Genomic DNA, 26,212 nt, shown 5'->3' on the forward strand with positions numbered 1-26,212 from the left:
GCCCTAAGCCAGAGCCATTCCGGCGAAGTAGCTGCCGAGCATCCCTGCGGCCATCAGTAGCACCCACGCGTCGGTGAGCCGGGTCAACAGCGCGGGTGCCTGTCTCACCTCCATGAACTCGCGAAAGATGATGCGCACCTTGACAAGTGCGATCACAATCACGCCGGACGTGACCACCGCGCTGGGCCGCAGCGGTTCGGCTCGATCTGCGACGGAGCGATCAATCCACAGGTAAGTCAGGGTGAGTGCGGACAGCACCGACCAGACGAGCAACAACCTGCCGTTGAACTTGCTCTTCACCGATCACCTCACCACATAGAGCAGCGCGAAGATGAGCACCCACAGATAGTCGACGGTGTGCCAGTAGGTGGCACAGGTTTCGACCAGTTCCTGCGATCCCGGTGATCTGGGTGCCGGATCTCGCAGTTGATAGACGACGATGCCGAGCACGACGAAACCGATCAGCAGGTGAATGAAGTGGATGCCGGTCAGAAAGTAGTAGTAGGTGAAGAAGTCGTTGCTAGTGAAGCCGTTTCCCGATCGGATTTGCTTGACCCACTCGAACACCTTGCTGACCAGGAAGACCGAACCGAAGAACGCGGTGCCAACGACGTCCCTGCGCGCCTGCCGGTAGGCGCCGGCGCGCGCGGCCTGCACACATCGCGCCATGGCCCACGAACTCAGCAGTAACACAATGGTGTTGAACGCTCCGATGCGCATGTCCAGGTGCGCCTGCGAGCGCAGGAAGAGGTCGGGGCTCTGGGTGCGGTAGAACAGGTAGAACCCGAAGTAGCCGGTGAAGACAAGGGTTTCGAACAAGACGAACGCCCACATGTCGGGCTGTCCGGGCACGAATCTGTCGGGCCTACTGGGTTGATCATCAACCTTGGCCGGCCCGGTCCTGTGGTCGGTCACCGGACCACACCTGTTGCCGTCAAGGGCACTGCGCCCGCACCGAAGTCCTCGCGCTGGATCAGGCGACGCAGCAGGAAGATGAAAACGCCTGTGTAGATACCGAATACCACCATGTCCAGCCACCACGCGATTTGGCCGTTCCAGGCCAATACCCCGCGCCGGAAGATCCAGGCGGGTGACACCACGATTTCGGTGAGGCCGTTGCACAGGTTGAGATAGCCGAACCACTTCGGGAACACCCGGTTCTTGTCGAGGAGGATGGCCAGCATCCATACCAGCGAGCCGATCAGGAACACCCCCATCGTTCCCACGAACGACAGGAAAGCGAAGTCGTAGATCCAGCAGATCAGCCGGGGGTCGCGGTCGGGTCTGATGGCTGCGACGGTGAGCGCGATGCACATCAACAGCATGCCGGGAATCGCGCTCAACGAATACAGGATCAGGTAGGTATACGCGAACGCAGGGCTCACCGACATGCGCCGCATCGAATAGGCGATCAATGCGTTACTCATCGTCGTCATGCCGGTGATGACGAACATGATCGCGAACCCGAGCAGGATCCCAAAGTGGTTGTCGGCGAACCAGTGCAGGATCCTCGCCGTGTCCCACGCGGGACTTGGGGGCGGCTGGGTGCGGGTGAGCACGAAGAACACCACAGCGAAGAGGTTGTAGAAGACCACGAGTGTCCACCAGGCAAGCCACAGTTCGCGCTTGGGTCGAGCGTCCGCACGCTCGGTCAGCGGTGGGTGTGGGTGCGCAACCGCTGAATCCATCAGCGCCGAACCTCGTCGTGTTCTTGGTGAATGGCCCGGCCCACAACGACTCCTGTCACGACGATCCACACGCCGATGGCTGTGTTCTTCAGCCAGAACGACAACGTTCCATCCCATGCCAGGGGACCGGACAACGCCAGACCGACGAATGCGGCCGGGACCAGCGCCCCCGCGATCACCAGATTGAAATGTGCCACCCACCGGCTCAGCACCGGTCGGGAGCGATCGTCGAAATAGATTGCGAGCGCGAGTATTACGCTCTGCGCGATCAAGAACGGGACCTGACTGGTGAAGGTGATCCAGGCGAAGTCGTTGTAGAGCTGGGTCAGGGCCGGCTCACGTTCCGGGCGGAAAGCGGCCAGCAGCCAGCACACGTTGGCGATCAGGAACAGGGTGGGGCCGCCGGCCACGCAACCGAGCATGCAGTAGGAGAAGATGGGCGTCCGATGCGACATTCGACGGATCTGCATCACGAGCAGGATGAGGATCGGGATCAGACACACGCCGAACCAGTTGAACAGAATCATGCTGTAACGGATGCGCGGAAGATTGTGCGGATCCCGGTAGAACGCGGCCACCTGTTCTGCAGACAGGCTTGGTGACAGGGGCGGGGTGAACCCGGGGAACAACAAGAACGCGCAGACCCAGATGAGGGCCGCCAGCGGCAACGTCCACAACAGGATCAGCTCACCGTCGGCCCGCCTGTGCCCGACTTCGGGCGCCTGGATGTCGCTTTCATCGACGTCGGGCATCGTGGCTCCTTCGCTGCGACGGCTTCGGCACGCGTAGTCGCCGAAGCTAGCCGATCGGCTAGCCGAGGGTCAAGACGTTCGTCTACCCTCGTCGTGTGGCATCACCGCAACAGTCGGTCTCCCAGGGCGCAGTGCAGGCCGTCCAGCACAGCGCCGCCCGCACTCGGGTCCTCGACGCGGCATGGGAGTTGTTCGCCCAGCACGGGGTCAGCGGTACCTCGCTGCAGATGATCGCCGACGCCGTCGGCATCACCAAAGCCGCTGTCTATCACCAATTCCGGACCAAGGATCACATCGTCATCGCAGTGACCGAACGCGAGCTGGCCCGGCTGTCGCCGGCCCTGGAAGCAGCGGAGACCCATGGTGACGAATCGCAAGCCCGGGACGCGCTGTTGGTGAGCGTGATCGAGATGGCGGTTCGCGACCGCCGGTTGGTGCGCACGCTGCAGTTCGATCCCGTCGTGGTCAGGCTGCTGGCCGAACACGAACCATTTCAGCGGTTCATGGCGCGCCTGTATCGGGTCTTGCTGGACGACAGCGACGAGGACAACCGGATTGCCGGAGCGATGTTCTCGGGTGCGGTCAGCAGCGCCGTCATGCACCCCCTGGTGGCCGACATCGACGACGAAACGTTGCGAACTCGGCTCACCGAGTTAACTCGGCGCCTGCTTGGCCTGCCGCAGCACGGTTAAGTGTCGCCGCGCTCCCAAATCTGTTTCCCGTCATGGGCATTGCAGATCAAAAACAGCCCGTCGGGCGCTTGGGCCACGTAATACTCCGGGAAATCTATGCAGTCGGAATTTTCGATTTTGACTCCCGCCATGGGCGGCGAACGGAACCACCTGGGCTCGTATCGCCTCGGCGAGCCGCAAAACATCAGTCGCCCCGGCTGGGTGCCGAAGGAGAGGTTGTAATCGGCCGTCGCGAAGACGTAGTAGGTCGTGTTCTCGCACGGGGCACCCAGGACCTGATGGGCGGCGATTCCGGGCGTACAGTCCGGGTAATCGCACGCCGTCGGACTGGCGCCCGAGGGAGGCGCCGCATAAACCGTGATGCCGAGCAACGCGGCAATCACTGCCACGAAAAAACGCACTCCATTACTCTTGCACAATTGGAAGGAAAACTCATTCGTTCTGCGCAGATGCTTAATCGACTTGATGGGATGGGTGACCGGGACTGCTGTAGGGGGTGACTATGCCGTCGCAGGAACCCGAACCGTCACTGGCGCAAGCTGAACAAGAAGTCGCCTCGGCCCAAGCACGTGCCGAGGCGGCGCGTGCGCGTGCGGCCGATTTGCGCCGACGCGCCCAGGAGCTGCTCGCCGAGCCCGGCGAGACGACCGATGACTCGACAGACGCACCTGAGCTCGGGGACTGCGCCGCACCGGAGTTGCCCTCGGACACTTCACGGCGGCGTCGTCGCGTCAAGTTGCGGTTACCCCGGCCCCGGCGCCCGGGTCGAAAAGCGCTGGCGCTGAGCGCCGCAGCCGCCGTGGTCTGCGGTGCGCTGGCCGCCAGCGGCTATGTGCTGCACTACCACCGCACCGCCGAACAGCAGCGGCAGCGCACTGCCGAGATCGCCGCGGTTGCCCGCCAGAATGCCGTGACGCTGATGGCGATCGACGCCAACAAGGCCAGGGAAGATATCCAGCACGTCATCGACATCAGCACGGGCCAGTTCAAGCTCGGGATGCTGCTAGCCGCGGAGGATATGGTCAAACAAGTGCAGCAGTCCAAGGTCAGCACCAAGGTCACCGTCGAAGGCGTCGCGGTCCAGTCCGCGACGGACAATTCCGCGGTGGTCCTCGTGGCGGCGAAGGCCGAGGCCAGCGGTCCGGACCGCAAGCCGCCGCCGCATCAGTGGCGCATTGTCATGACACTGCAACAAGAAAACGGGCAGCTGAAGATCGCGGCCATCGAGGCACTGCCATGACGGTTGACAACGATCCGGAGTTCACCGAGCTCACCGACGGCGATGCACTGCGCACAGGTTCGGCGTGGCGCGTACGCGGGCGGCGCCTAGGCGGTGCGGTCCGGCGCGGGCTGCGACGGTGTGTGGCTCGGTGGCGCCCGATTCTGTTGGTCTTGCTGGTGGTTGCCACGCTGGGGTGGGCAGGTGGCTTGTACTACTACGACTACCGTCCCGACCAACAAACCGACGCTGCCGTCGCACGCGAGGTCATCAAAGCTGCGTCCGACGGCGCCGTCGCGTTGCTCTCCTACTCCCCCGACAGCCTGAGCCGCGATGTGCAGAGCGCGAAGTCGCGCATTACACCCGGATTCGAAGCGATGTACGAGCGCTTCATTGAACAGGTCGTCACGCCGGCCAGCCAGCGCGGACAGCTCACCACCACGGTGCACGTCATTCGTGCGGCCGTGGCGGAGTTGCAGCCGAAATCCGCTGTTGTACTTCTGTTTATCGGGCAGAAGCTGGTAAGCAAATTGAAACCTGAACCGGTCAACACCACGAGTAGCGTTCGGGTCGAACTGACCAAGGTCAATAACACGTGGCTGATCAATACGTTCGACAGCACTCACGCCTAACAGCCTTGTTCTCCTACCTCAAACATCTGGCTGAGCGCTTTTGGTGGTGTTAGTGTTTGCCTTTAGCGCGCCAAGGAGTACCGATGTTTGCAATGACGCATTCTCATTCGAAAGCGAAGTCCGCCACGAGATTTACCCACGTGGCACTGGCTTGTATCGCGATGGGCGCCTTGGCTGCCGCACCGCCGGCGCGGGCGTCCGCCGATATCTCGTTGAACGGCCGCTACGATGCCACCTCGCTGGGCAATTGGGCCAAGACCAACGAGTCTTTCCACGATGAGGCGACGGTGCGCAGCGTGTGGACGATCACGTCGTCGTGTCGCGACGCACAGGAATGCAGTGGCACGGTGAGCAGCGACCAGGGTTGGAGCGCACCCATAGTCATGCACGACGGGTTGCAGTGGAAGGTCGAACACGATGTCCCCAACTGGGAGACGTGTCCGGACGGAACCCCGTTCACCGGCCACCAGACCTTTTTGTTCGTGCCCGTGGACAACGACGGAAATGTCAAGACCGGTGCGCCGACGCTGGCCGGCACGGACAAGACGATAGGGCCCAGTGGCGCCTGCCGGGTCAACAAGTGGCTGGTTGTCGACATGCCATTTCGGCTCGACAGAATCAGCTGACGCAGCGAATCCGCTGAAGGCTACGCGCGCAGCATGTCCTGCCACGTCTTGGGGGGCTTGACCAGATCCGACTGCCGGTAGGTCTGGCCGTCAGGTGCCAGGTAGCGGCCCGTGCTGGGATCGTAGTGGGCGATCGCTACCGATGGGCCGGCCGCAGCGCCGCCAGAGACATTGCCGCCGAAGCCACTTGGGGCAGCGCGCGGACCCGGGCCCGACGGCACCGGCTCTCCGGACGGAACGTCGAGCGGCGCAATCGGTTCCACTCCCGGAGGTGTCGGTTCCATGACGTTCAAGTTCGACAGTTGCGGCGGCGGCGCCTGACCGCCGGCCGGCGGCGGCATCGGTGTGCCCTCGACCGGTCCGAAGATCCGGTCGCGGAAGAAGTTGACGCGGTCGTCGGGCGGAATGCCCTGGGCGATCAAGTTCGGGTCCAGCGGGTAGGTGCCGGTAACGTGCTGCCGTATCGCCAGCGGTTCGAAAGGCTTGTCGCTGTCGCAGATCTCGACGGTCGGCGCCCGCTTACCGGGGTGACCCATGCAGGGATAGTTGCGAGCACCGCGCACGCCGAGCGGGGAATCCTGCGGCAGTTTGCAGTACAACCCCTCCGGGGTGTCCACGGTGCGGGTGTCGGCCGGGGATCGCCATTGGTTGGGCGGCAGGAAGCCAACGGTGCAGCCCGGCGGATCGTCTGCGGTGGCGGCGAAGTCGCCAACGGCATAACCGGTCCGGTTGTTCTTGAACGGTGCGAACGACTGGATGGCGGCGGTGAAGGGTGGCAGCAGCACCAGCACCTGCTCGATTGACGCGTGATAAGTGACCCCGATCTGGCCGACCGTGGTGAGGTTGGCCAGCAGGACCGGCAGTGTCGGCTTGATCTGCTCCATCAACCGCGAGGCTTCGTCGAACGCCCCCGGTCCCTTGTGCAGCAGACTGCGGAACTGCGAGTCATCCTCGCGCAGTTGTCCGGTTACCCCGGCCAAGCTTCGTGCCCACAGTCTGACCGCGTCGGCGGTCCGTGCTTGCGAGTCGAGCACCGGCCCGGTGTGATCGGTCAAGGTCTGCGCGCGATCGGCGACGCCGTTGAGGTCCCCGGAAAGCTGCGAGGCCGAATCGAACAACGATTGAAAGTCGTACCCCGCTCCGTTGAACGCCTTGAAGGATTCATCGAGCAACGTGTTGAGCTTGCCGGTCGGGATACTGTTGATCAACCTGCTGGTCTGATCGAGCACCGGGCCGATGGGCTGCGGAATCACCGTGTCGCTCATGGCGATAACCGAGCCGTCACGCAAGTAGGGGGGCGCATCGGTTCGCGGCCGCAAATCCACGTACTGCTCGCCGACCGCGGAGATGCTGCGCACCTCGGCTTTCAGATCCGCCGGAATCTTCGGCGAATTGTCCAGCCGCATGGTGGCTTTCGCCCCGTTGGGCGTCAAGTCGATCCCGGTCACCTTGCCGACCTGGACGCCGCGGTAGGTCACGTTGCTGAAGCGGTACAGACCACCGGTGGCCGGCAGCTCCAGCGTGACTGTCATTTTCCCGATGCCCAGCAGAGTCGGCGCCTGCACGTAATTCAGCACCATCACGGCCATTCCGGTGAGGCCCACGATGGCGAAGATCGCCAGTTGGATACGGATGAAGCGGGTCAGCATTATTGCCCCCCATCCGAGGGCTCGGTGAGCACGGGCGTCGCACCCGGAACCGGGGAACCGGGATCGATCCCGGGCGCCACCGCGGGTTGGGGTCCCGGTGCCATGACAGGCCCCGGCGCGGGGGCGGGCCCCGGCGCGTAGGCCGGCGGGGGTCCCGGCAACGGACGTCCCCCGTTGGGTACCGGTGCCAGTGGTTCACCCACCGGCGGCGGCACCCCGGGTCCCCCTTCGGGGTACTGATATTGCAACCACTGCGGATCGCCCGGCGCGGGCACCAGATCTGCCCCCAACCGTCCCCAATGGGTGCCCAGCAACAGACCTTTGCGCAATCGGGCGTTGGTCAGGTCGATCTTGAAGAAGCCGTTGAAAAAGTCGCCGCGGACCGCCCGGTCGATGACGTTCTGGGTGAATGGGAACGTCGGCGCGTAGGCCAGCACCGTATCGAGATCCGGACCGACGTCGGCAAGCGCCTTGATGGTGGGCTCGAGGTTCTTCAGGTTCCGCACCAGGTCGTCGCCGGCGTCATTGACCAGCCTGGTTGCGGTATCGCTGAAGGTGCCGAGCTTGTCCAGCGCAGTGATGATGCGGGGACGCTCCGTGATCAGCACTTCCAACGCCGGCGGAATCTTGTTGAGCGCCTGGGAAATCACGTCGCGCTGGCCCGCGAGTGTTCCGGCGAACCTGTTCAGCGCCTGGATCGAGGCGACCAGGTTGTCGCGCTGGCGATCGAAGGTGCCCACGAAGCTGTCCAGCCGCTCCAGCAGCTGCCGGACGTCGCCGGCGCGACCGGACAGGGTGGCGTTGAAATTGTGGATCACGTCGCCGATTTGGGTGAATCCACCCGAATTGACGATGACCGACAGCGACGAGAGGGTCTGCTCGGTGGACGGATACGTCGATGACCTCTTCAGCGGGATGGTGGCACCCGGTGAGAGCCGCCCGCCGGCTTGCTGGCCGGGTGGCACGTTGAGCTCCAGGTGCATGGAACCCAACAAACTGGTCTGGCCCACGCTGGCAACGACGTTCGCCGGTACCACGACACCAGGGTTCACCGAGAAATCCACCAACGCGTGCCAGTCGCGCACCGTCATCTTGCTGATGCTGCCGACGACGACGTCGTCGATCAGCACCGGCGCATTCGATTCCAGCGTCCCGACATTGGCGATCTCGGCGTGATAGATACGCGCGTCGGGCCCGCGGCCCACCGCACCCGGCAGAGGCAGCGAGTTCAATCCGTTGAACGCGCAACCGCTGACGCCCAACATGACGGCCACACATAACGCGGACACCCGCCGCGTCAGACGCAACGCGGTCACGGTTGCCCCCCTTCTGCCGGGAGCAGACCCGGAATGGGTGCCGGCGCGGGCGCCGGTGATTCTCCCGGCCGCGTGGGCGCCGGCGGCTGAGGCATCGCCGCACCCGGGATCCGCGCCGGCGGGGGCGGGGGTGGCGGTGCCGGCGGCACGTCGCCGGGCAGGCCGGTATAAGCCGACACCGCTGGGGGCATCTCCGGCGGCCCGGGCTTGGGGCCCTCCCCGCCGGGCGCCAGACGCGGCTCGCTGTAGACGATGTTCTGCGGGTCGGCCGACGGCGCGAGCAGGGGGTTCAGCGGGATGGGCAGATAGTTGAAGTTGAACAGCAGCAGCGGGTTGAACACGCGCAGTGCGGGACCGGCATACAAGGCGCAGAGCTTGCCCGTCTCAACCGCGGTGACGTTTTCGACGGCCCCCATTTGTGCGCAGTACAAGTTGACCGAGTTGGCCGTGTTGGACACCGAGAATCCGCCGCGGATGACGCCCATGTCGGGTTCGTAGTCGTTATAGCCGTTCGCGAGCGCGTTCGGGGTGACGTGCAGGATGTTCTGCAGCGACATCTTGTTGTCGACCAAGATCTGAGTGAGGTCGGCCAGCCGAGTGATCTGTTCCGATGTTTGGTCACGGGTTCCTTCGATGAACCGCTGCACTTCACCGACCGCCTGCGACAGATTCGTCAGTGCCGCATCCAGATCCGACCTGTTCTCGTCGAGCACGCTGGTGAGGGTGGCGAGCCGGTCGTTGAACACCACCAGCTGCTCGCTGCTGTTGCGCAACACCGACACGAAGGTCTGCAGGTTCTTGATGACCTCGACGATGTTTCCACTGCCGCTGGCCAACGTTCTTGCCAGACCGGACAGCTGAGCCAGGGTCTGCCGCAGTTTCTCCCCGTTGCCCTCACCCAGCGCGTTAGCAGCGCTGTCGATGAAGCGCCCCACCGACGTCGAGACCTCCGTGGCAGGCGCCCCCGGCTTCGGGCCCAGATCCGTTGCCAGGCGCATCAGTTGGTTCTTCACCTCGTCCCACTCCATGGGGACCGCCGTGCGGCTCAGCGGTATCACCGCGCCGTCGGCCATGGTGGGTCCGCTGGTCCGGTAGGCCGGGGCGAGTTGCACATAGCGGGCAGCGACCAGGTTCTGTGCCACCAGCACCGCTTTGGCGTTCGCCGAGATCGGCACACCGTGATCGATGTGCATGACCACCTTGGTCTGCGTCCCCTCGGGGCGAATGGCGCTGATCGTACCGACTTTGATGCCCGCTACCCGCACATCGTCGCCCGGGTAGATCGCGGTGGCGGTGGTGAAATACGCGGTGATGGTCTTCGGTCCGAAGAAGGTGTTACGGATGGCCGTTATCGCCCCGACGATCAGGACGCCGGCCAGCAGGAAAGCCAGGAGGCGTCTGAGCTTCGTACGCGGAACGTTTTGGAGCGGCGTCATCGCGAGCCACCCGGAATACCGTTGTAGGGGAACGGAATCAGAGCGCGCGGCCCGGCATTGTCTGGTGGCGCCCCGGGTGCTCCGTTGGCCCGGAAACCGAAGTAGTAGTCCCAGAACGGCTGGAACAGCTGGGCCACCAGAAAGTTCGGGACGAAAGCGGTGTAGTAGTAGCCCTCCGAAACCGTTTCGCCCAACGTGATCTGGAATTTCGCCAAACCGGGCAGCGCTTTGGTGATGTTGTCCCGGTTCTTCTCCAGCATCGCGGTCACCGAATTCAGCTTGGCCAAGGTCGGCGCGAGTTTGGCCTCGTTGTCGTGGACCACGCCCTCGAGTTGCTTGGCCACTGCAGAGGTATTGGCAAGCAGCTGCACGATTTCCTGCCTGCGCTGCACCAGTACGCTCAGCAAGTCGTTGGCGTTGAGAATCAGGGTGTTCACCTGGTCACTGCGCTGGGCCAGGATTTTCGTGACATCGGCTGCGCCCTTGAGTAGTTCGCTCAGCGACTTGTTGCGGTTGTTGAGCGCCTGGGACAGGCGAGTCACGCCCTCGAAGGTCGGACCCAGTTGCGGCGCAATCTGATCCAGCGTCGCCGCCAAGGTGTCCAGAGACTGATTGAGCGAATCGGTGTTGGTGCCGGCGACATCACCGGCGAGATCGCTGACGGCGTCGCTCAGCGAGTACGGCGAAGACGTCCGTTTCAGCGGGATGAGATCCAGGGGACGCATCCTGCCTGCACCGGCGGATTCCACGTCAAGCACCCGCTGGCCCAATAGCGAACCGGTTCTGATGTGTGCGGTGGAGTTCGAGCCCAGCTCTACTGTCCCCTTGACCGTGAACGTCACCAGCGCATCGCCTTTGTCGAGGGCCACGCTGGACACCGAGCCGACTTTGACCCCTGAGATCAAGACGTCGTTGCCGGTCGACAAGCCGCCGGCTTCGGCGAACCGTGCCTGATAACGAACCATGGTGGCCCGCTCGATGAGTTGGTCCGGCGACAACCCGACGGTGATGAGCAGGGCCATCAGCATGACCCCGACGAATCCCGCCTTGATGAGTCTGGCACCGCGGTACTTATTCATTGACGTCCTTGGGCTCCGCGCACCTGCCACCCATCTGTTTGAAGATGGGCACTACGACAGTGCGGTATTGGAGGTCAGAGACGCGCAGGCTCAACTCGCAGAGGTAGTACGGGATCCAGCTCCCGTAGGAGCCGAGCCGGACCAGTTTCTTGTAGTTGTGCGGCAGCCGCTGCAGCGAGGTGTCCAGCTTGTCCTGGTCGCTTTGGAGTATCGGCGCGAGCCGGTTGAGCTGATCGACCGTGCCGGCCAGGGGTCTGCGCGCTCTGTTGAGTAGATCGGCAATCGAGGCGGTGCCGTTGTCCAGCGCGTCGATCGCGGTCCCGATGGTGCGACGCTCGTCGGAGAATGCGGTGACCACCTTTTGCAGCCGATCCAGCGCGCCGGAGAATTTGTCGCCGTCCTTGTCCAGCGTCGCCAACACGGTATTGAGATTGTCGATCAACTGTTCCACGGTGTCGTTGTTGTCGGCCAACGTGTTCGAGAACGATGAGGTCTTCGACATCAGTGACTGCAGGGTTCCGCCTTCACCCTGGAAAACCTGCAACAACGCCGCGGTCAGCTCGTTGACGTCTTTCGGATTGAGGCCTTGGATAACGGGTTTCAGGCCGCCCAGCAGCAGGTCGAGGTCCAGGGCGGGAGCCGTCCGATCGACCGGGATCTGTCCCTGCGCCGGCAGTATCTTGGTCGACCCTGGACCGTTGAGCAGCTCGAGGTAGCGGTCGCCGACCAGGTTGAGGTATCGGACCGCGGCACGGGTACCGGTGGTGAGCACGACGGTGTTGTCGACATCGAAGTCCACCAACACCTTCTTGTCCGAGCGCAGCGTGACGCTGTTCACGGTGCCCACCCGGATGCCGGCGACTCGGACGGTCTGCCCCTCTTTGAGGCGCGAGGCGTCGGCGAAAACCGCCGAATACCCTGTGGTGGAACCGGTTCGGTACTGGCCGAAGACGAAGAACAGCGACACCGTCAGCAGCACCATGACCAGCGCGAAAACGCCGAACTTGATCATCATCCCGCGCGACCCGCTCATCCGGGTTGCCCGATCTGCATCGAGTTGCGTGGCGGGCCGTCGATCGGTCCGTACAGCAGCTGCTTGAGGGCGTCGGAGTTGATCAGAACGTGCGGGTTGCCGTACGCCCACGGATTGGCCACGACATCGGTGACGACATACGGCGGAGCGACGTTGAACGGTACGTCGGGCAGGGTCTCGCAGTGCGGCCCACCGGTGGCGGCCACTTTGGGCAGATTGGTCGGGTACCGGTAGCGTTCGGCGCCCAGTTCGAGACCGACCAGAACGGTGACGCCCGGGTCCGGCAACGGTTGCCCTTTGGTGTTCACCAAGGCTCCGGCAAGACCGCACCACAGCGCCTGGTGGTATTCGCTGAGCAGATCGGTGGTGGGCGCCAGGAGATGCATGACGTTGGCCAACGCTTGCCGGTTTCCGCCCACCACTTCGTTGCCCGTGTCGGCCAGACCGATTGCGCTGATCAGAAATTCGTCCAGGCTGTGCTGTTCATCGACGAGCGTCTTGCTGATTCGGATCGCATTGTTGGCCGTCTCCATCAGATTCGGCGCCGCGTCGGCGTAGGCGTTGCTGACCGCGGGCAGCGTCTCGAGGTCGTGGCTCAACGCCGGCAGAACGGCAAGTTGCTTGCCCAAGAACGCGTTGAGATCGGACAAGCCCTGACCGATCTTGTTGCCGCGGTCATTGACCGCGGTGGCGATCGCGCCCAATGTCTCGTTCAGCTTGGCGGGATCAATCGACGACAACACCGAAGTCAATTGCTCGAATACCGTGTTGATCTCCACGGTGACGTCTTTGTTCTGCAGCACCGCATTGGGTTTGAGAGGCTGCGGTGAGGGAGTGGCGGGCGGCACCAGTTCGACGAATTTGGCGCCGAACACCGTCGTCGACGCGATGTCGACATGCACGTTCGACGGAATCAGGCGCATCTGCGCAGGTTGCATCGCGAGGTTCAGCACGGCTTTACCGTCCGGGCGGGACTGGATCGATTCGACCTTGCCCACCACGACCCCGCGCATCTTGACTTTGGCCTCGGGATTCATCACCAGTCCGGCGCGCGGGGAAACGACGGTGATCGGCACGCTCGTGGTGAAGTCGCCCCGGAACAGGCCCAGCGCAACGGCAATGATCGACCCGATGACCAGGATCGTTGCCAGACCCGCCAGGGGTCGTGCGTAGGAGCGCTTCACTGTCCCTTTCCCATCCCGCTAACCCGAGAGGTTGAAGTTGCCGTTGGAGCCGTAGATCGAAAGCGAGACGAGCAAAGTCACCGACACCACGACGATCAGGGAGGTGCGCACCGCATTACCGGTCGCGACGCCCACTCCCGCGGGCCCGCCCGCCGCGAAGTAGCCGTAATAGGTATGGATCAGCAAGATCGTCAGGGCCATCAAGATTGCTTGCAGGAACGACCACAACAAGTCGATCGGGTTGAGGAACGTCGTGAAGTAGTGGTTGTACAAGCCGCTTGACTGGCCGAACAGGACGACGGTCGTGAACTGGCTGGCAAGGAACGACAGGACGACGGCGATGCTGTACAACGGGGTGATCGCCAACATGCCGGCGGCGATCCGGGTGCTCACCAGGTACGAAACCGGCCGGATAGCCATCGATTCCAGCGCGTCGATCTCCTCGTTGATGCGCATGGCGCCCAATTGAGCGGTGACGCCCGCACCGAAGGTGGCCGCCAGTCCGATCCCGGCGACGATGGGCGCGGCAATCCGCACGTTGATGAAGGCGGCCAGGAATCCGGTCAGCGCCTCGATACCGATGTTCCCCAACGAGCTGTAGCCCTGCACGGCCAATGTGCCGCCGGTGGCGAGCGTCAAGAAGCCCACGATCACCAGGGTTCCGCCGATCATCGCCAAAGTCCCGGCGCCCATGCTGATCTCGGCGATGAGACGCACGACCTCCCGCCCGTAATGCGTGACGGCGAACGGGATTCCGCCGAGCGCCTTGCCGTAGAACAATGTGTGATCACCGATGCGCCCCATCAGGGCAACCGGCTTGTCGAATTGGCGCCACAGTCGCGGATAGACGGCTCTCAGCGTCACAGCGTTTTCGACACCTCCCCTGACCCGATCGGACTTACTTGGTCGACATGCGGATGCCGATAGCGGTGACGACGACATTCACCACGAACAGCGACATGAACGCGTACACCACGGTCTCGTTGACGGCGTTCCCGACCGCCTTCGCGCCGCCCCCGGACACCGTCAGCCCGCGGTAACAGGCGACCAACCCGGCGATCAAGCCGAAAAGCGCTGCCTTGGTGCAGGAAATGATCACTTCGGGCACCCCGGTCAACAAGGTGATGCCCGCCGCGAACGCACCCGGATTGACGTCTTGCACGAACACCGAAAAGATGTAGCCGCCCAGGATCCCGATGATGACCACCAGGCTGTTCAGCAGCAGCGCCACCAGCCCCGAGGCCAACATGCGCGGTGTCACCAGGCGCTGAACCGGGTTGATACCCAACACTTCCATCGCGTCGATCTCTTCACGGATGGTCCGGGAGCCCAAGTCCGCGCACATGGCCGTGGCGCCGGCACCGGCGACGATCAACACGGTGACCAGCGGGCCCACCTGCGTGACGGCACCGAACGCGGCACCGGCACCGGACAGGTCAGCGGCCCCCAGCTCGCGCAGCAAGATGTTGAGGGTGAAGCTGACCAGGACGGTGAACGGAATGGCCACCAGCAGGGTGGGCAGCATGGCCACCCGCGCGACGAACCACGACTGTTCGAGGAACTCGCGTCCCTGGAAGGGTCGGCGGAACAAGAACTTGATGGCATCTGCCGACATGGCGAACAGACCCCCGACTGCCTCCATGGGTTTGGAACCCCGGCCCAGGCTGATGCCTGCTGACCAGCGGTCGGCTCCCTTACTCACCATGGACGCGAATTCCTCCCGCGCGCATACCCAACGCTTCGCCACCAACTGCACTGCAACCGTCTAGGCATGTCCTCCTCACGCCAGACCTCCGTTCTGTTGCGTGAGTTGGCGCTTCCCGACCGTGTTGGCCGCCCGAGCCGCCAAGTCGTGAAGCGTTTGGCGATTATGACGCAGATCACGTCCCCGGGGAATGAAAAACGCATAACCGTTATCCCGACGGTGCGTCGGCCGGTGACGGCCGGACGTGAAGCGAGGTTTCGGCAACTCCGACATCGTGGGACCTAGGTGACCGCGCCGGCCGTCTTGAGCTCGATGATCCGATCCCAGTCGAGCCCGAGGTCCAGCAAAATGTCGTCGGTCTGCTCGGCGAATCCCGGGGCCGGACCGCTCTGCGGCGCGGTGACGTCGAACTGCACGGGATTAGCGACCAGTTCCAGTTCGCCGGCCGCCACGATGTACTCATTGGCCCGGATCTGCGCGTCCTCGGCCGCTTGCAAGGTGTCCTGCACCGGGGCCCACGGCCCAGCGAGCGTCGCAAACCGCTCGCTCCATTCGGCGAGCGTGCGGGTCGCGATGACCTTGCTCAGAATCTCCACCGCCTCAGCGGTATTGGCGGCGATGCTGTCCACGGTGGCGAACCGCGGGTCATCGGCCAACTCGGGGAGGTCGACGTGGCGGCACACATCGGCCCAGAATTTGGTCGGCTGCATCATCACCAAGGAGATGTAGCGTTCGTCAGAAGTCGCATACACCCCCACCAGCGGGTTGATCGGTGACCCGTGTATGCCGGGCGGCGGTGCTTGCATCAACTGACCCAAGTGGTTGGTCAACGCCACCGTGTGACCCAGCGACCACAGTCCGCTGCCCAACAACGACACGTCGACCACGGACGGCTCACCGGTGCGTTCGCGCTTGAGCAGCGCCGCCGCGATGCCCCCGGCGAGATTGGTGCCAGAGATGGTGTCGCCGTAGGCGGGCCCAGGTGGGTTGATCATCCCCGAGTAGCCCATCGGTGTGATGGTGGCCGCCGTTCCGGCGCGGCACCAGAACGCCGTCATGTCGTAACCGCCCTTGGTGGCTTCCTGACCGCGGGGCCCCAGCGCGCTGCCGCGCGCGTAGATGATCGACGGGTTCACCGCGCGGATGTCGTCGACGTCGATGCCGAACTTCTGGCGCGCGTCGGGCAGGAAGCTGGTCAGAAAGACATCGGACCGGCGGGCCAGTTCGTAGAGCACTTCCCTGCCCTCGGGAACGGACATGTCCAACCCGATGCTGCGCTTGCCGCGGTTGGCGTGCTCGATGTTGGGGTTCGGATCACCTTCCACGCGCAACATGCCGGTCTGCCGCAATCCGCGCTGAGGGTCACCGGTCACCGCATGCTCAACCTTGATGACATCGGCGCCCCACTCGACCAGCACTGCGCCGGCCGACGGGACGAAGCCGTACATCGCGACTTCCAGAACTCGGATGCCCTCTAATGGCTTCACGCTGGTGCCCCTAACACTGGAACCGCATATGTCTTGAGTTCCAAGAACTCTTCGAGTCCGGCGGCTCCCATCTCGCGTCCCACCCCGGACTGCTTGAAGCCGCCGAACGGGCTGTCCGCGCCGAAGTAGTTGCCGCCGTTGATGGAGAAGGATCCGGCGCGGATGCGCCGTGCCACTGCCAGCGCCCGGTCCTGGTCGCGACTGAACACCGCACCGGCCAAGCCGTAGATCGAGTTGTTGGCGATGCGCACCGCGTCGTCGTCATCGTCGTACGCGATGACGACGAGCACCGGTCCGAACACCTCCTCTTGCGCGATCTCGCTGTCGGGATCCACATTCGTCAGCAAGGTGGGTGCATAGAAGTAGCCCGGGTCCACCCGCTTACCGCCGGTGACCAGCGTGGCCCCGGCGGCGACGGCGCGCTGCACCATGCCGTCGACCTTGTCGCGTTGACGTTCGTTGATGAGCGGGCCCATATAAATTTTCGGGTCCGCCGGGTCGCCGTGGCGCACCTTGGCGAAGTTCTCCGCGATGAGCTCGACAATTTCGTCGTGGTGTTTCTTGGGTACCAGCAGCCGCGACGTCAAGGCACAACCCTGGCCCGCATGGGTGACCATGCTGAACGCCGCGAACATGCCGGCGCCGGCGAAGTCGGCGTCGTCGAGCATGATGACCGCCGACTTGCCGCCCAGCTCCAGGAACACGCGCTTGACGGTCTGGCTGGCTGCCGCCATGATCTTGCGCCCGACGGCAGTCGAGCCGGTGAAGGTGACGACGTCGACGTCCGGGCTGGTGGTGAGCGCGGCTCCGACTTCGGGATCCGAGGAACTCAAGACGTTCACCACGCCGGCGGGAATGTCGGTGTGCTTAGCGATCAACTCGCCCAACGCCAGCGTGACCAGAGGTGTGTCGGGAGCACCTTTGAGCACCACCGTGCAGCCGGCGGCCAGCGCCGGAGCCAGCTTGGCCAGCGCGAGTTGGTTCGGGTAGTTGTAGGCGATGATGGCGGCCACCACCCCGGCCGCTTCTTTTTCCACCCACCGGTGGTGGCGCATGCCGCGAGATTCTTTCTCGCCCAGGTCTTCGGAGAACTCGAAGTTGCCGAGCAAGTCGGCATAGAAACCCACGATGGCGATCGGCTCGTCCAGCTGGGCGCCGTGCGTCAATGCGCGGGTGGCACCGACTTCGGCGATGGTGAGCGCACGCAACTCCTCGGCATGTTCCGTCAACGCCTGGTGCAGCTGGTTCAGACAACGAATCCGGAACGCGACGTCGGTCGGCCAGGTCGTCGCATCGAACGCGCGCCGGGCCGCAGCGATCGCGGCCTGCGCCTCCTCGGCGCCCGCGTCGGGGGCGTTCCCCACCACCTCGCCGGTCGCGGGGTTGATCGATGCGAAAGTCGTCCCGCATGTCGTCAGCCGACCGTCGATCAGAAGTCGCCGATCGGCCTGCGACGGCGCACCGGCACCGCCCCCGACCGGTCGTGAGACGGTCTCCGCCGTCGACTGCGCTGGCATGGTCAAGGCCCCCTGATCTGCAGCTGATGTGGTGCCGATCACGATAATTTCATTCTCATCCCCGGCGAATCCTACATTCGAAGGCTGAGAATTCAAGAAAGTTCGAGGGCTCGATCCCACCGTCGACCAGCTAAGCAATCGCTTAGCGCTAGAGAGACTATCGGTCTTGTCGCAGGCTGCGCCGGGTTTGGGAACTGGTTGCACCCCGTTCAATCCGGAGAGTAATATTCTCCTAATTTGTAAGGGAGATTCTTTGTGATTGAGACGGACAGGCTTTCACCGGAGGTTATGCAGTGAAGACTGCCGTCGTCACCGGTGGCGGTTCCGGCATCGGGCTGGCTATTGTGCGCCGTCTGCGAGCCGATGGCCTGAACGTGGCCACCATGGACCTGCGGCCGTGCGACGACGATCTCGGATTCACTGCCGATGTCACCGACCGTGCCCAGGTGGACACGGCCTTGTCGGCCATTCGCGACCGACTGGGACCGGTGACGGTTCTGGTCAACGCCGCGGGCCTCGACGGATTCAAGCGCTTCACCAACATCGCCTTCGAGGAGTGGCAGCGCGTCATCGACGTCAACCTCAACGGGGTCTTCCACACGATTCAGGCGGTCCTGCCCGACATGCTGGAGGCCGGGTGGGGACGGATCGTCAACATCTCTTCGTCCAGCACCCACTCGGGCACCTCTTACATGTCGCACTACGTGGCGGCCAAGTCCGCGGTCAACGGATTGACGAAGTCGCTGGCACTGGAATATGGGCCCAGCGGTATCACTGTCAATGCCGTGCCGCCCGGTTTCATCGACACGCCGATGCTGCGCAATGCCGCGGCTCAGGGCTTCCTGGGCGACATCGAACAGAACATCGCGCGAACGCCGGTGCGCCGCATGGGCAAGCCAGAAGACATCGCCGCCGCGTGCGCCTTCCTCATCTCCGAAGAAGCCGGCTACATCACCGGGCAGATTCTGGGTGTCAACGGCGGCCGGAACACCTAAGTAGTAAGGAGGCACTGTGAAGGTCTGGGTCGATGCGGAACGCTGTCAGGGCCACACCCTGTGTTCGATGATTGCTCCGGACTCCTTTGCGCTCAGTGACATCGACGGCAGCGCCTCGGCGGTCAGCGAGGTGGTACCCGAAGACCAGCTGGACCAGGTGCGCGAAGCCGCCCAATCCTGCCCGGAGCAGGCCATCATCCTGACCGACTGAAGATCAAGGGAGACAGCACGTTGAGTGTGGACGACGTCGTCAGTGACAGCGACCGCAAGAAGAACCGCTACCACTTCGATCGGCACTCCCCGGAATACCGCGCCCAGTTCAAAAAGGTCACCGAGGAGATGCACGCCAAGTGTCCGATGGCGTGGAGCGACACCTACGGCGGCCACTGGGTCGCCGCGGGCAGTCACGAAGTCTTCGAACTCGCCCGCTGCCCAGTCGTCTCCAACGACCACGACATCCACGGGGAACGCCGTGGCTACAAAGGGATTTCGATTCCTACGGCCAGCCGCGTCAGCGTCGTCCGCGGCGGCATCCTGGAGATGGACGACCCCGAACACCGCATCTACCGCACCGTGCTCAACCCGTACCTGTCCCCGGCCGCAGTCAAGCGCTGGGAACCGTTCATCGACGAGGTGACCCGCGCCTGCCTGGACGAGAAGATCGAGGGCGGCACCATCGACTTCGTCGACGACCTGGCCAACATCGTGCCCGCGGTACTGACGCTGGCGATGCTGGGCATCCCGTTGAAGAAGTGGAACATGTACAGCGAGCCCGTCCACGCCGCGGTGTACACCCCCGAACACTCCCCCGACATCGAGCGCGTCACCGAGATGCACCGGCAGATGGGCCTCGACATGGTCAACACCATGATCGAGATTCGCAACAACCCGCGACCGGGGATCGTCAATGCTCTGCTGCAGATGCGCATCGACGGTGAGCCGGCTCCCGATCTGGAAATACTCGGCAATCTAGGTCTGGTCATCGGCGGCGGTTTCGACACCACAACCGCGCTGACCGCCCATGCGCTGGAGTGGCTCTCGGACAATCCCGAGGAGCGCCGGCGTCTGCACCAACACCTCGATACCCTGCTCGATCCGGCCACCGAGGAGTTCCTGCGCTACTTCACCCCCGCGCCCGGCGACGGCAGGACCTTTGCCGACGATGTGGAACTGGACGGTACCCAGTTCAAGGAGGGCGAGCGGCTGTGGATTTCCTGGGCCATGGCCAACCGGGACCCGTCGGTGTTCCACGACCCCGACGAGATCGTTCTGGACCGAAAAGGCAATCGGCACTTCAGTTTCGGGATCGGCGTGCATCGCTGCATCGGCTCCAACGTGGCCCGTACCGTGTTCAAGTCCATGCTCACGGCGGTGCTCGATCGGATGCCCGACTACACCTGTGTGCCCGGCGGTGCGGTGCATTACGAGACCATCGGGGTCATCCAGGGCATGCGCAAGCTGCCCGCGACCTTCACCCCGGGCCCTCGCGTCGGCGCGGGCCTGGACGCGACACTCGACAAGCTGCAACGCATCTGCGACGAGCAGGAATTGGCCAGGCCGGTCACCGAGCGCCGCGAAGCCGCGGTCATCGACTAGGCCCCGGTCGCCGAGCAGACGCAGAATCGCATTACACAGCGAGATATCGTGCGATTCTGCGTCTGCTCGCGAGAGGAAATCAGCCGCGCGGGAGACCCAGCACCCGTTGGGCGATGATGTTGCGCTGAATCTCCGAGGTGCCGCCGGCGATGGTGCCCGAGAAGCTACGGGCGTACCGCTCGAACCAGCTGGCGAAGTAATGGTCCAGGTTCATGTGCGCGTAAGGTCCGGTCAGCGCCGGCTGAATGAGCCCGTCGGGACCGGCCGCCGCCAAAGCCTGCTCGCTGGCGCGTAATTCGGCTTCGGAGCCGAGCAGCTTGAGCACCGAGATCGCGGCCACGTCGTCTTCACCGCGGGCCGCACGCGCCAAAGCCACCGAACCCAGCAGTCGCAAGGCCTGTTTGTCCATGATGGTGGTCGCGTAGTGGTCGCGCTCCAGCGCCGTCCTGGGCTGGAAGTCGTCGATCATGTTGTCCAGCCGGTCGGCGAAGCCGAGCCACATCATGGTGCGCTCATGCCCCAGTGACCCGTTGGCCACCCGCCAGCCCTGATTGAGCTCACCGACCAGGTTCTCCTTGGGCACCCTCACGTCGGTGAAGAACACCTCATTGAAGTCCAGGTCATCGGCAGAACAGATGGACGGAAAGGGCCGCCGCACAACGCCTTCGGTGGCGGTGGGGATCAGCAGCACACTGATGCCCTTGTGCTTGGGCGCGTCGGGATCGGTGCGCACAAAGGTCAGCAGGACGTCGGCGTCATGGGCACCCGAGGTCCAGACTTTCTGCCCGTTGACCACGAAGTGGTCGCCGTCTAGGACCGCCCGGGTACGCAGCGACGCCAGATCCGATCCGGCGCTGGGCTCGCTCATGCCCAGGGAGGCGGTCATCTCGGCCCGCAGGATGGGCACCGCCCAGCGCTGCTTCTGCTCGTCACTGCCGAACGACAATAGCGATGCGGCAACGATATTCACACCTTGGGGATTGAAGCTGTGATAGATCCTGCGCCGGCATAGCTCTTCCAGATGGACGAATTGCTGAACCACTGTCGCGTTGCGTCCGCCGAATTCGGGCGGCTGACCGGGCAGCAGCCAACCATTGTCGAACAGCAACCGCTGCCAGCGGCGCGCCCACTGCGGCATATGGGAGACCGAACGGGGCCGCTCGAGGGTTTCGCTTGGCGGAGGCAGATTCTCGTCGAGAAATGCCGAGAACTCGGCCCGGAACTCCTCGACATCGGAATCAAAAGTCAGCTGCACGGTACTCCTCGGCGATCTGCGCTCGATGCTGCGCCGCGCCGCCGAGCATCAGCTCACCCGCTTTGGCGCGCTTGAGCGCAAATTGCAGATCGTTCTCCCAGGTGAACCCCATGGCACCGTGCAGTTGCAGGCCATGGCGGAAGACCAGCGACTGGCATTCTCCCGCAGCAGCTTTGGCCATCGCGGCGGCCAACCTGCGGCGCGGATCGTCGGCGGCGATGGTCAACGCTGCGAAGTATGCCAATGCGCGGGCCCGTTGCACGGCGACGTGCATGTCGGCGGCCTTGTGCTGAACCGCTTGAAAGGAACCGATAGGCACACCGAACTGCTGACGGCTGCGCACGTGCTCGAGGACCAGATCGAGGATGCGCTGGCACGCCCCCACCATCGTCAGCGCCATACCGGTCAACGCCATGTGACGTGCCCGATCGGCGTCGACGGTGAGCCGGGCACCGTCGGGTACCCGAACCTCGCGGAAGGACAGGTCGGCGACATGCAGCACCGGGTCGAACACCGATTCACGCCGGGCCGACACCTGACCTGCCTCGACGAGGAACACACCCGCCTCGGTGACCACCGCCAACTGATCGACCCGATCACCGTCGAGGACATGGCGTGCCGTGCCGTCGAGCACCCAGCCGTCGGGGTCGCGGTGCGCCGACACACCTCCGTAGACTGCGGTGCCCGACTGGTGCGCGTCGAACCGGTCCCCTGCCAGCGGAGCGAACTGGCTCATGGTCGCCAGAAACGGGGTGGGGTCGGTGGCATGACCCAGTTCCTCTAGCACGATGGCCAACTCGACCGCGTCGGCCTGGTCGTTGAGCTCGGTCCAGCCCTGGTCCACATAGCACTTCCACAGCGGCGTCGGGTCGGTTCCGTCCTCGGCGACGCTGCGCACCAAAGAGGGCGGGCACTGCTTGGCGACCACGTCCTGCACCGTCTGCTGCCACAGGCGCTGATCAGCATCGAACTCCAACAGCATCCGCGCCGCCTCCTGTCCTCACCGGCTATGCGAGAATAACATTCTCTGATCTGCAAGTAGTAATCTCACTATCTGGTTATGAAGTGCAGCCCGATCATGGCGGAGGTCGCAAATGCCGGATGCCGCAACGACCCTGCTCGAGATCGAGGCGATCAAGCAGTTGAAAGCCCGGTACTGCCGTTACCTGGACACCAAACGCTGGGATGACTGGCGTCAGCTGTTCACCGACGACTTCGTCAGCGACACCACCCCGGCCGGCGGGAAACAGATCACCGGCGCCGACGAATTCGTGGCGTTCGTCCGCTCCTCCCTGGGCAAGGCCTCCCAACCCACCGCCCATCAAGTGCATGCGCCGGAGATCACGCTGACCTCGCCGACCACCGCGACGGGGATCTGGGCGCTCGAGGACGTGGTGCGGTTGGGTCCCGCCGTCAACCTCAACGGCCGTGGCCACTACCACGAGACCTACCAGAAAGTGGACGGCCAGTGGCTGATCAAATCCTCCACCCTGACCCGGTTGCGTGAAGACGTCTTCAATCTGCTTGTGAGCGTGCACATCTCACCGCGCATGCGCTCAGCCGGGGTGGCGCTGGCACGCAGGTTCGGCAAGTGAGCACTCAAGTGAGTCGAACCGTGCTCGTCACCGGCGCCTTCGGGCAGGTCGGCAGGCGCTGTGCGGAGCTGTTGCTGCGCCGCGGCCACACCGTCATCGCGATGGACCTGCCCGGAGCCGCCGCGGACGCGGCCGTTGCGGCCCTGAGGGCCGATTCGCCGCCGGGCGAACTCGTTGCGGCCTACACCGATCTGCTCGATGCCGATGCGGTTGGGAAGGTGGTGCACCGACACCGGCCGACGGAGATCGTGCACCTCGCGGCGATCGTCGCGCCGCCCTCGTACCGCAACCCCGTGCTGGCCCGCCGGGTCAACGTCGAGGGCACCCAGACCCTGGTAGCGGCCGCGCAGCGGTTGACCGATCCGCCGCTGTTCGTGTTCGCCTCGAGCGCTGCGGTCTATGGCTCCCGCAACCCGCACCGGCACCCCGAACGGATCACCGCCGACACGCCGGTCAACCCCATCGACCAGTACGGCCAGGACAAGGTCCTCGCCGAAGCCGTGGTCACCGAAAGCGCTCTGCCGCATACTGTTCTGCGTCTGGCGGCGATCGTCTCACCCGACGGTGCTGCCACATTCGATGCCGACTACCTGCTCCTGGTACGCGCGACACCGATCGACAACCGCATGCACGCGACCGACGCCCGCGACGTCGCGCTGGCCTTCGCCAACGCGGTGGAGCGCCGTGACGCCGTCAACGGCAAGGTGCTGGTGATCGCCGGCAACGGCAGCTGCCTGCGCCTCATGGGTGACCTGCAAGACGACGTCATGGCCGCGATCGGGATCGGCCGCCTCGGACCCGCCATGGGCTTGCCCGGTGACCCCGACGACGATCGCGGGTGGGCCTTCACCGGCTGGTTCGACACCACGGAATCACAAGCGCTGCTTGATTATCAGCAACACGACTGGGCCGATACCGTCGCCTGGGTGGCCGAATCGATGGGCCGGCGCCGGATCGCACTCCGAGCCTTTGGGCCGGTCATCCGTCCGGCGCTGCGAGCTGTCTTCGCACTGCAGCGCCGGAGGGAACACCGCGGTCCGTACGCCTACCCGTGGACGTTTCTGCGCGCCAAGTACGGACCCGACATGCTTGTGGAGATGGTCAGCAAATGAAAAAGCTCGTCATCGGCGCCAGCGGCTTCCTCGGCTCACACGTCACCCGACAACTGGTCGCGGCCGGCGAGGATGTGCGGGTCATGATCCGAAAGACCAGTTCGACAAAGGGATTCGAGGACTTACCCGTCGAACGCTGCTACGGCGACATCTTCGACGATGCCGCCCTGCGCAACGCCATGGCCGGATGTGACGTCGTCTACTACTGCGTGGTCGACGCCCGGATGTGGCTGCGCGACCCGGCGCCGCTGTTTGCCACCAATGTCGAGGGCCTACGTCATGTCCTCGACGCGGCGCTGGGCGCCGACCTCCGGAAATTCGTCTTCACCAGCAGCACCGGGACCCTCGCGATCAGCGACCACCGGCCGGTCACCGAGGAAGATCCGCACAACTGGAACGACGGCGGCCCTTACATTGAATCCCGGGTTGCCGCCGAGAACCTGGTGCTGCAGTACGCCCATGAGCGGGGACTGCCTGCGGTCGCGATGTGCATCTCGACCACCTACGGGCCCGGGGACTGGGCACCGACGCCGCACGGCGGACTCCTGGCGCGCGTTGCCAACGGCCGCTTTCCCTTTTACCTGGGTTTCTCCTCGGAAGTAGTCGGCATCGAGGACGCTGCCCGGGCAATGCTTCTGGCGGCCGACAAGGGCCGCGACGGTCACCGCTACATCGTCTCGGACCGGTATGTGAGCAGCCGCGAGTTGCACGAGATTGCCGCCCGCGCCGTCGGACGGCGACCACCCCGCATTCCGATTCCGATGACCGTCCTGCGCGGCGCCGCCCGGGTCAACGACCTCGCCGCCGCGGTGCTCGACCGCGACCTACCGTTTGCCTATGTCGGTGCCCGCATGGCGGAGCTGATGTCGCCGCTGGATCACAGCAAGGCCGAACGGGAACTCGGGTGGCGACCCGAACCCGTCGCCGAATCCATCCGCAAGGCTGCGCAGTTCTTCGCCGCCCGATCAGCTGAGTAGATCCTGGGCGGGATGGTCCCAGTGGTCGAGGTTCACCGCCTCGGCGAGGGAACGACGCCGCAGGGGGCCGTGCTTGCCCTTCGGCCAGCCCACGACGATGTGTCCGGCCAGCATCCACTCGCCGGGCACGCCGACGGCGTCGCGCAGCAATTGCTCGCCGCCATAGGACGCCCAGCTGGTCATGCAGGCACCAAGGCCCTGAGCACGGGCCGCCAGCAAGAAGTTCTGCATGGCCGGAAAGATCGACCCGCCCAGCAGGAGTTGGGAGGCGGTCGGGTAATGAATCTGCGCAAACAGCACTGAGGTGAATTCCCCTGCCCTGTCGTGCAATTCGTAGGTCGCTCGGTTGTTCTGGGCGCGGCGGCTGTTGTCTTCGGGGGCGGGCCGGCTCATTCCGTAAACCGGTTCGATGACCTGCAGGGCTTGGGCCGCGGCTTTGGCGACGACGGCCCGCTGCGCCGGCGAGCGCAGCACGACGAAGCGCCAGCCTTGTGCGTTGGCGCCCGAAGGCGCCCACCGGGCCGCGTCCAGGCACCGTTTCAGCGTGGCGTCATCGACCGGCTCGTCGGTGAACCGGCGGATGGTGCGGGCGGTCGACATGACTTCCCAGACGTCGTCGCTTGGACCGGTCATGGTGGCAGCGTGACACCGTTCCGTTTCTCTGTAA

At 64.3% G+C, this 26,212-nt stretch carries 28 protein-coding genes; 10 read left to right on the forward strand and 18 right to left on the reverse strand.

The window, feature by feature from the left end; genetic code table 11:
- Nucleotides 1-3: 3 nt before the first annotated feature.
- From I2456_RS22345 to I2456_RS22360, 4 genes are all read right to left on the reverse strand, one after another.
- A complete protein-coding gene (locus I2456_RS22345; protein ID WP_068030996.1) occupies nt 4-300 on the reverse strand; it encodes a cytochrome C oxidase subunit IV family protein in 297 nt (98 codons plus the stop codon).
- Between the two features lie 3 nt (nt 301-303).
- Complete coding sequence (locus I2456_RS22350) at nt 304-834, reverse strand: cytochrome c oxidase subunit 3 family protein (protein ID WP_082952250.1); 531 nt, start codon at nt 832-834, stop codon at nt 304-306.
- 77 nt (nt 835-911) lie between these two features.
- Nucleotides 912-1,688, reverse strand: coding sequence for a hypothetical protein (locus I2456_RS22355; protein ID WP_068031001.1), 777 nt, complete (start codon nt 1,686-1,688; stop codon nt 912-914).
- A complete protein-coding gene (locus tag I2456_RS22360) occupies nt 1,688-2,440 on the reverse strand; it encodes a hypothetical protein (RefSeq protein WP_068158674.1) in 753 nt (250 codons plus the stop codon). Before I2456_RS22360 ends, I2456_RS22355 begins: the two co-directional genes overlap by 1 nt.
- Before the next feature lie 95 nt (nt 2,441-2,535).
- On the opposite strand from I2456_RS22360, the gene I2456_RS22365 reads away from it, so the two are divergent.
- Nucleotides 2,536-3,132 (forward strand): TetR/AcrR family transcriptional regulator, encoded by a 597-nt coding sequence (locus I2456_RS22365; RefSeq protein ID WP_068031007.1) that lies wholly within the window; start codon nt 2,536-2,538, stop codon nt 3,130-3,132.
- Here I2456_RS22365 and I2456_RS22370 read toward each other — a convergent pair.
- Nucleotides 3,129-3,533: a hypothetical protein gene (locus I2456_RS22370; protein ID WP_174814225.1), complete on the reverse strand. Its 405-nt coding sequence runs from the start codon at nt 3,531-3,533 to the stop codon at nt 3,129-3,131. The two genes, I2456_RS22365 and I2456_RS22370, sit on opposite strands and share 4 nt — an antisense overlap.
- A gap of 101 nt (nt 3,534-3,634) precedes the next feature.
- Here I2456_RS22370 and I2456_RS22375 point away from each other — a divergent pair, with 101 nt between their 5' ends.
- From I2456_RS22375 to I2456_RS22385, 3 genes are all read left to right on the forward strand, one after another.
- Nucleotides 3,635-4,372 (forward strand): hypothetical protein, encoded by a 738-nt coding sequence (locus I2456_RS22375; protein WP_139823309.1) that lies wholly within the window; start codon nt 3,635-3,637, stop codon nt 4,370-4,372.
- 158 nt (nt 4,373-4,530) lie between these two features.
- Nucleotides 4,531-4,983: a twin-arginine translocation pathway signal gene (locus tag I2456_RS22380; protein ID WP_241008023.1), complete on the forward strand. Its 453-nt coding sequence runs from the start codon at nt 4,531-4,533 to the stop codon at nt 4,981-4,983.
- 92 nt (nt 4,984-5,075) lie between these two features.
- Nucleotides 5,076-5,609, forward strand: coding sequence for an Rv2253/PknI dimerization domain-containing protein (locus I2456_RS22385; protein WP_068031013.1), 534 nt, complete (start codon nt 5,076-5,078; stop codon nt 5,607-5,609).
- Nucleotides 5,610-5,629: 20 nt separating this feature from the next.
- Here I2456_RS22385 and I2456_RS22390 read toward each other — a convergent pair whose 3' ends face one another.
- The 10 genes from I2456_RS22390 to I2456_RS22435 form a co-directional block, all read right to left on the reverse strand.
- A complete protein-coding gene (locus tag I2456_RS22390) occupies nt 5,630-7,258 on the reverse strand; it encodes an MCE family protein (RefSeq protein ID WP_068158677.1) in 1,629 nt (542 codons plus the stop codon).
- On the reverse strand, nt 7,258-8,523 hold the full coding sequence (locus I2456_RS22395) for an MCE family protein (RefSeq protein WP_082952252.1): 1,266 nt from the start codon (nt 8,521-8,523) through the stop codon (nt 7,258-7,260). The genes I2456_RS22390 and I2456_RS22395 overlap by 1 nt, the downstream gene beginning before the upstream one ends.
- 47 nt (nt 8,524-8,570) lie before the next feature.
- Nucleotides 8,571-10,010, reverse strand: a complete 1,440-nt coding sequence (locus I2456_RS22400; RefSeq protein ID WP_085075334.1) for an MCE family protein — start codon at nt 10,008-10,010, stop codon at nt 8,571-8,573.
- Complete coding sequence (locus I2456_RS22405; protein ID WP_068031022.1) at nt 10,007-11,089, reverse strand: MCE family protein; 1,083 nt, start codon at nt 11,087-11,089, stop codon at nt 10,007-10,009. Before I2456_RS22405 ends, I2456_RS22400 begins: the two co-directional genes overlap by 4 nt.
- A complete protein-coding gene (locus I2456_RS22410; RefSeq protein ID WP_068031025.1) occupies nt 11,082-12,122 on the reverse strand; it encodes an MCE family protein in 1,041 nt (346 codons plus the stop codon). Before I2456_RS22410 ends, I2456_RS22405 begins: the two co-directional genes overlap by 8 nt.
- On the reverse strand, nt 12,119-13,306 hold the full coding sequence (locus I2456_RS22415; protein ID WP_241007790.1) for an MCE family protein: 1,188 nt from the start codon (nt 13,304-13,306) through the stop codon (nt 12,119-12,121). Before I2456_RS22415 ends, I2456_RS22410 begins: the two co-directional genes overlap by 4 nt.
- An 18-nt stretch (nt 13,307-13,324) precedes the next feature.
- Nucleotides 13,325-14,170 (reverse strand): ABC transporter permease, encoded by an 846-nt coding sequence (locus I2456_RS22420; RefSeq protein ID WP_068031029.1) that lies wholly within the window; start codon nt 14,168-14,170, stop codon nt 13,325-13,327.
- 34 nt (nt 14,171-14,204) lie between these two features.
- Entirely contained in the window at nt 14,205-15,011 is an 807-nt protein-coding gene (locus I2456_RS22425) for an MlaE family ABC transporter permease (protein WP_068031282.1), read from the reverse strand.
- Between the two features lie 281 nt (nt 15,012-15,292).
- A complete protein-coding gene (locus tag I2456_RS22430; RefSeq protein WP_068031034.1) occupies nt 15,293-16,498 on the reverse strand; it encodes a CaiB/BaiF CoA transferase family protein in 1,206 nt (401 codons plus the stop codon).
- A complete protein-coding gene (locus I2456_RS22435) occupies nt 16,495-18,015 on the reverse strand; it encodes an aldehyde dehydrogenase family protein (protein ID WP_085075335.1) in 1,521 nt (506 codons plus the stop codon). Before I2456_RS22435 ends, I2456_RS22430 begins: the two co-directional genes overlap by 4 nt.
- Before the next feature lie 293 nt (nt 18,016-18,308).
- On the opposite strand from I2456_RS22435, the gene I2456_RS22440 reads away from it, so the two are divergent.
- From I2456_RS22440 to I2456_RS22450, 3 genes are read left to right on the forward strand one after another with little or no spacing between them, the layout of a single operon-like run.
- The gene (locus I2456_RS22440) at nt 18,309-19,010 is read left to right on the forward strand and encodes an SDR family NAD(P)-dependent oxidoreductase (RefSeq protein ID WP_068031040.1); all 702 of its coding nucleotides are present in this window, start codon (nt 18,309-18,311) and stop codon (nt 19,008-19,010) included.
- 16 nt (nt 19,011-19,026) lie between these two features.
- The gene (locus tag I2456_RS22445) at nt 19,027-19,221 is read left to right on the forward strand and encodes a ferredoxin (protein WP_068031044.1); all 195 of its coding nucleotides are present in this window, start codon (nt 19,027-19,029) and stop codon (nt 19,219-19,221) included.
- Nucleotides 19,222-19,241: 20 nt separating this feature from the next.
- Entirely contained in the window at nt 19,242-20,606 is a 1,365-nt protein-coding gene (locus I2456_RS22450) for a cytochrome P450 (protein ID WP_085075336.1), read from the forward strand.
- Between the two features lie 79 nt (nt 20,607-20,685).
- Here the strand turns inward: I2456_RS22450 and I2456_RS22455 are convergent, their stop codons facing one another.
- Both I2456_RS22455 and I2456_RS22460 read right to left on the reverse strand, forming a co-directional pair.
- Complete coding sequence (locus tag I2456_RS22455) at nt 20,686-21,861, reverse strand: acyl-CoA dehydrogenase family protein (protein ID WP_068031051.1); 1,176 nt, start codon at nt 21,859-21,861, stop codon at nt 20,686-20,688.
- Nucleotides 21,845-22,843, reverse strand: coding sequence for an acyl-CoA dehydrogenase family protein (locus I2456_RS22460; RefSeq protein ID WP_085075337.1), 999 nt, complete (start codon nt 22,841-22,843; stop codon nt 21,845-21,847). The genes I2456_RS22455 and I2456_RS22460 overlap by 17 nt, the downstream gene beginning before the upstream one ends.
- A 112-nt stretch (nt 22,844-22,955) precedes the next feature.
- Here I2456_RS22460 and I2456_RS22465 point away from each other — a divergent pair, with 112 nt between their 5' ends.
- Genes I2456_RS22465 through I2456_RS22475 form a run of 3 tightly spaced genes read left to right on the forward strand, consistent with a single transcriptional unit; the run spans nt 22,956 to nt 25,545 of the window.
- Nucleotides 22,956-23,456, forward strand: coding sequence for a nuclear transport factor 2 family protein (locus I2456_RS22465; protein ID WP_068161808.1), 501 nt, complete (start codon nt 22,956-22,958; stop codon nt 23,454-23,456).
- Nucleotides 23,453-24,568 carry an NAD-dependent epimerase/dehydratase family protein gene (locus I2456_RS22470; protein ID WP_241007791.1) on the forward strand — a complete coding sequence of 372 codons (1,116 nt, stop codon included), beginning with the start codon at nt 23,453-23,455 and terminating at the stop codon, nt 24,566-24,568. The genes I2456_RS22465 and I2456_RS22470 overlap by 4 nt, the downstream gene beginning before the upstream one ends.
- Nucleotides 24,565-25,545: an NAD-dependent epimerase/dehydratase family protein gene (locus I2456_RS22475; protein WP_085075339.1), complete on the forward strand. Its 981-nt coding sequence runs from the start codon at nt 24,565-24,567 to the stop codon at nt 25,543-25,545. The genes I2456_RS22470 and I2456_RS22475 overlap by 4 nt, the downstream gene beginning before the upstream one ends.
- Here the strand turns inward: I2456_RS22475 and I2456_RS22480 are convergent.
- Nucleotides 25,534-26,178 (reverse strand): nitroreductase family protein, encoded by a 645-nt coding sequence (locus I2456_RS22480; RefSeq protein WP_085075340.1) that lies wholly within the window; start codon nt 26,176-26,178, stop codon nt 25,534-25,536. The two genes, I2456_RS22475 and I2456_RS22480, sit on opposite strands and share 12 nt — an antisense overlap.
- Nucleotides 26,179-26,212: the final 34 nt, after the last annotated feature.

It is taken from the genome of Mycobacterium kubicae (assembly GCF_015689175.1).
GTDB lineage: Bacteria > Actinomycetota > Actinomycetes > Mycobacteriales > Mycobacteriaceae > Mycobacterium > Mycobacterium kubicae.

Excerpts from the sequence above, each read along its gene's own strand:
- I2456_RS22410 (WP_068031025.1), bottom strand. The coding sequence starts at position 12,122 with ATGAGCGGGTCGCGCGGGATGATGATCAAGTTCGGCGTTTTCGCGCTG.
- I2456_RS22360 (WP_068158674.1), bottom strand. The coding sequence starts at position 2,440 with ATGCCCGACGTCGATGAAAGCGACATCCAGGCGCCCGAAGTCGGGCAC.
- I2456_RS22385 (WP_068031013.1), top strand. The coding sequence starts at position 5,076 with ATGACGCATTCTCATTCGAAAGCGAAGTCCGCCACGAGATTTACCCAC.
- I2456_RS22350 (WP_082952250.1), bottom strand. The coding sequence starts at position 834 with ATGTGGGCGTTCGTCTTGTTCGAAACCCTTGTCTTCACCGGCTACTTC.
- I2456_RS22425 (WP_068031282.1), bottom strand. The coding sequence starts at position 15,011 with ATGGTGAGTAAGGGAGCCGACCGCTGGTCAGCAGGCATCAGCCTGGGC.
- I2456_RS22475 (WP_085075339.1), top strand. The coding sequence starts at position 24,565 with ATGAAAAAGCTCGTCATCGGCGCCAGCGGCTTCCTCGGCTCACACGTC.
- I2456_RS22375 (WP_139823309.1), top strand. The coding sequence starts at position 3,635 with ATGCCGTCGCAGGAACCCGAACCGTCACTGGCGCAAGCTGAACAAGAA.
- I2456_RS22435 (WP_085075335.1), bottom strand. The coding sequence starts at position 18,015 with ATGCCAGCGCAGTCGACGGCGGAGACCGTCTCACGACCGGTCGGGGGC.
- I2456_RS22465 (WP_068161808.1), top strand. The coding sequence starts at position 22,956 with ATGCCGGATGCCGCAACGACCCTGCTCGAGATCGAGGCGATCAAGCAG.
- I2456_RS22395 (WP_082952252.1), bottom strand. The coding sequence starts at position 8,523 with ATGTTGGGCGTCAGCGGTTGCGCGTTCAACGGATTGAACTCGCTGCCT.
- I2456_RS22460 (WP_085075337.1), bottom strand. The coding sequence starts at position 22,843 with ATGCTGTTGGAGTTCGATGCTGATCAGCGCCTGTGGCAGCAGACGGTG.
- I2456_RS22480 (WP_085075340.1), bottom strand. The coding sequence starts at position 26,178 with ATGACCGGTCCAAGCGACGACGTCTGGGAAGTCATGTCGACCGCCCGC.
- I2456_RS22400 (WP_085075334.1), bottom strand. The coding sequence starts at position 10,010 with ATGACGCCGCTCCAAAACGTTCCGCGTACGAAGCTCAGACGCCTCCTG.
- I2456_RS22405 (WP_068031022.1), bottom strand. The coding sequence starts at position 11,089 with ATGAATAAGTACCGCGGTGCCAGACTCATCAAGGCGGGATTCGTCGGG.
- I2456_RS22355 (WP_068031001.1), bottom strand. The coding sequence starts at position 1,688 with ATGGATTCAGCGGTTGCGCACCCACACCCACCGCTGACCGAGCGTGCG.
- I2456_RS22390 (WP_068158677.1), bottom strand. The coding sequence starts at position 7,258 with ATGCTGACCCGCTTCATCCGTATCCAACTGGCGATCTTCGCCATCGTG.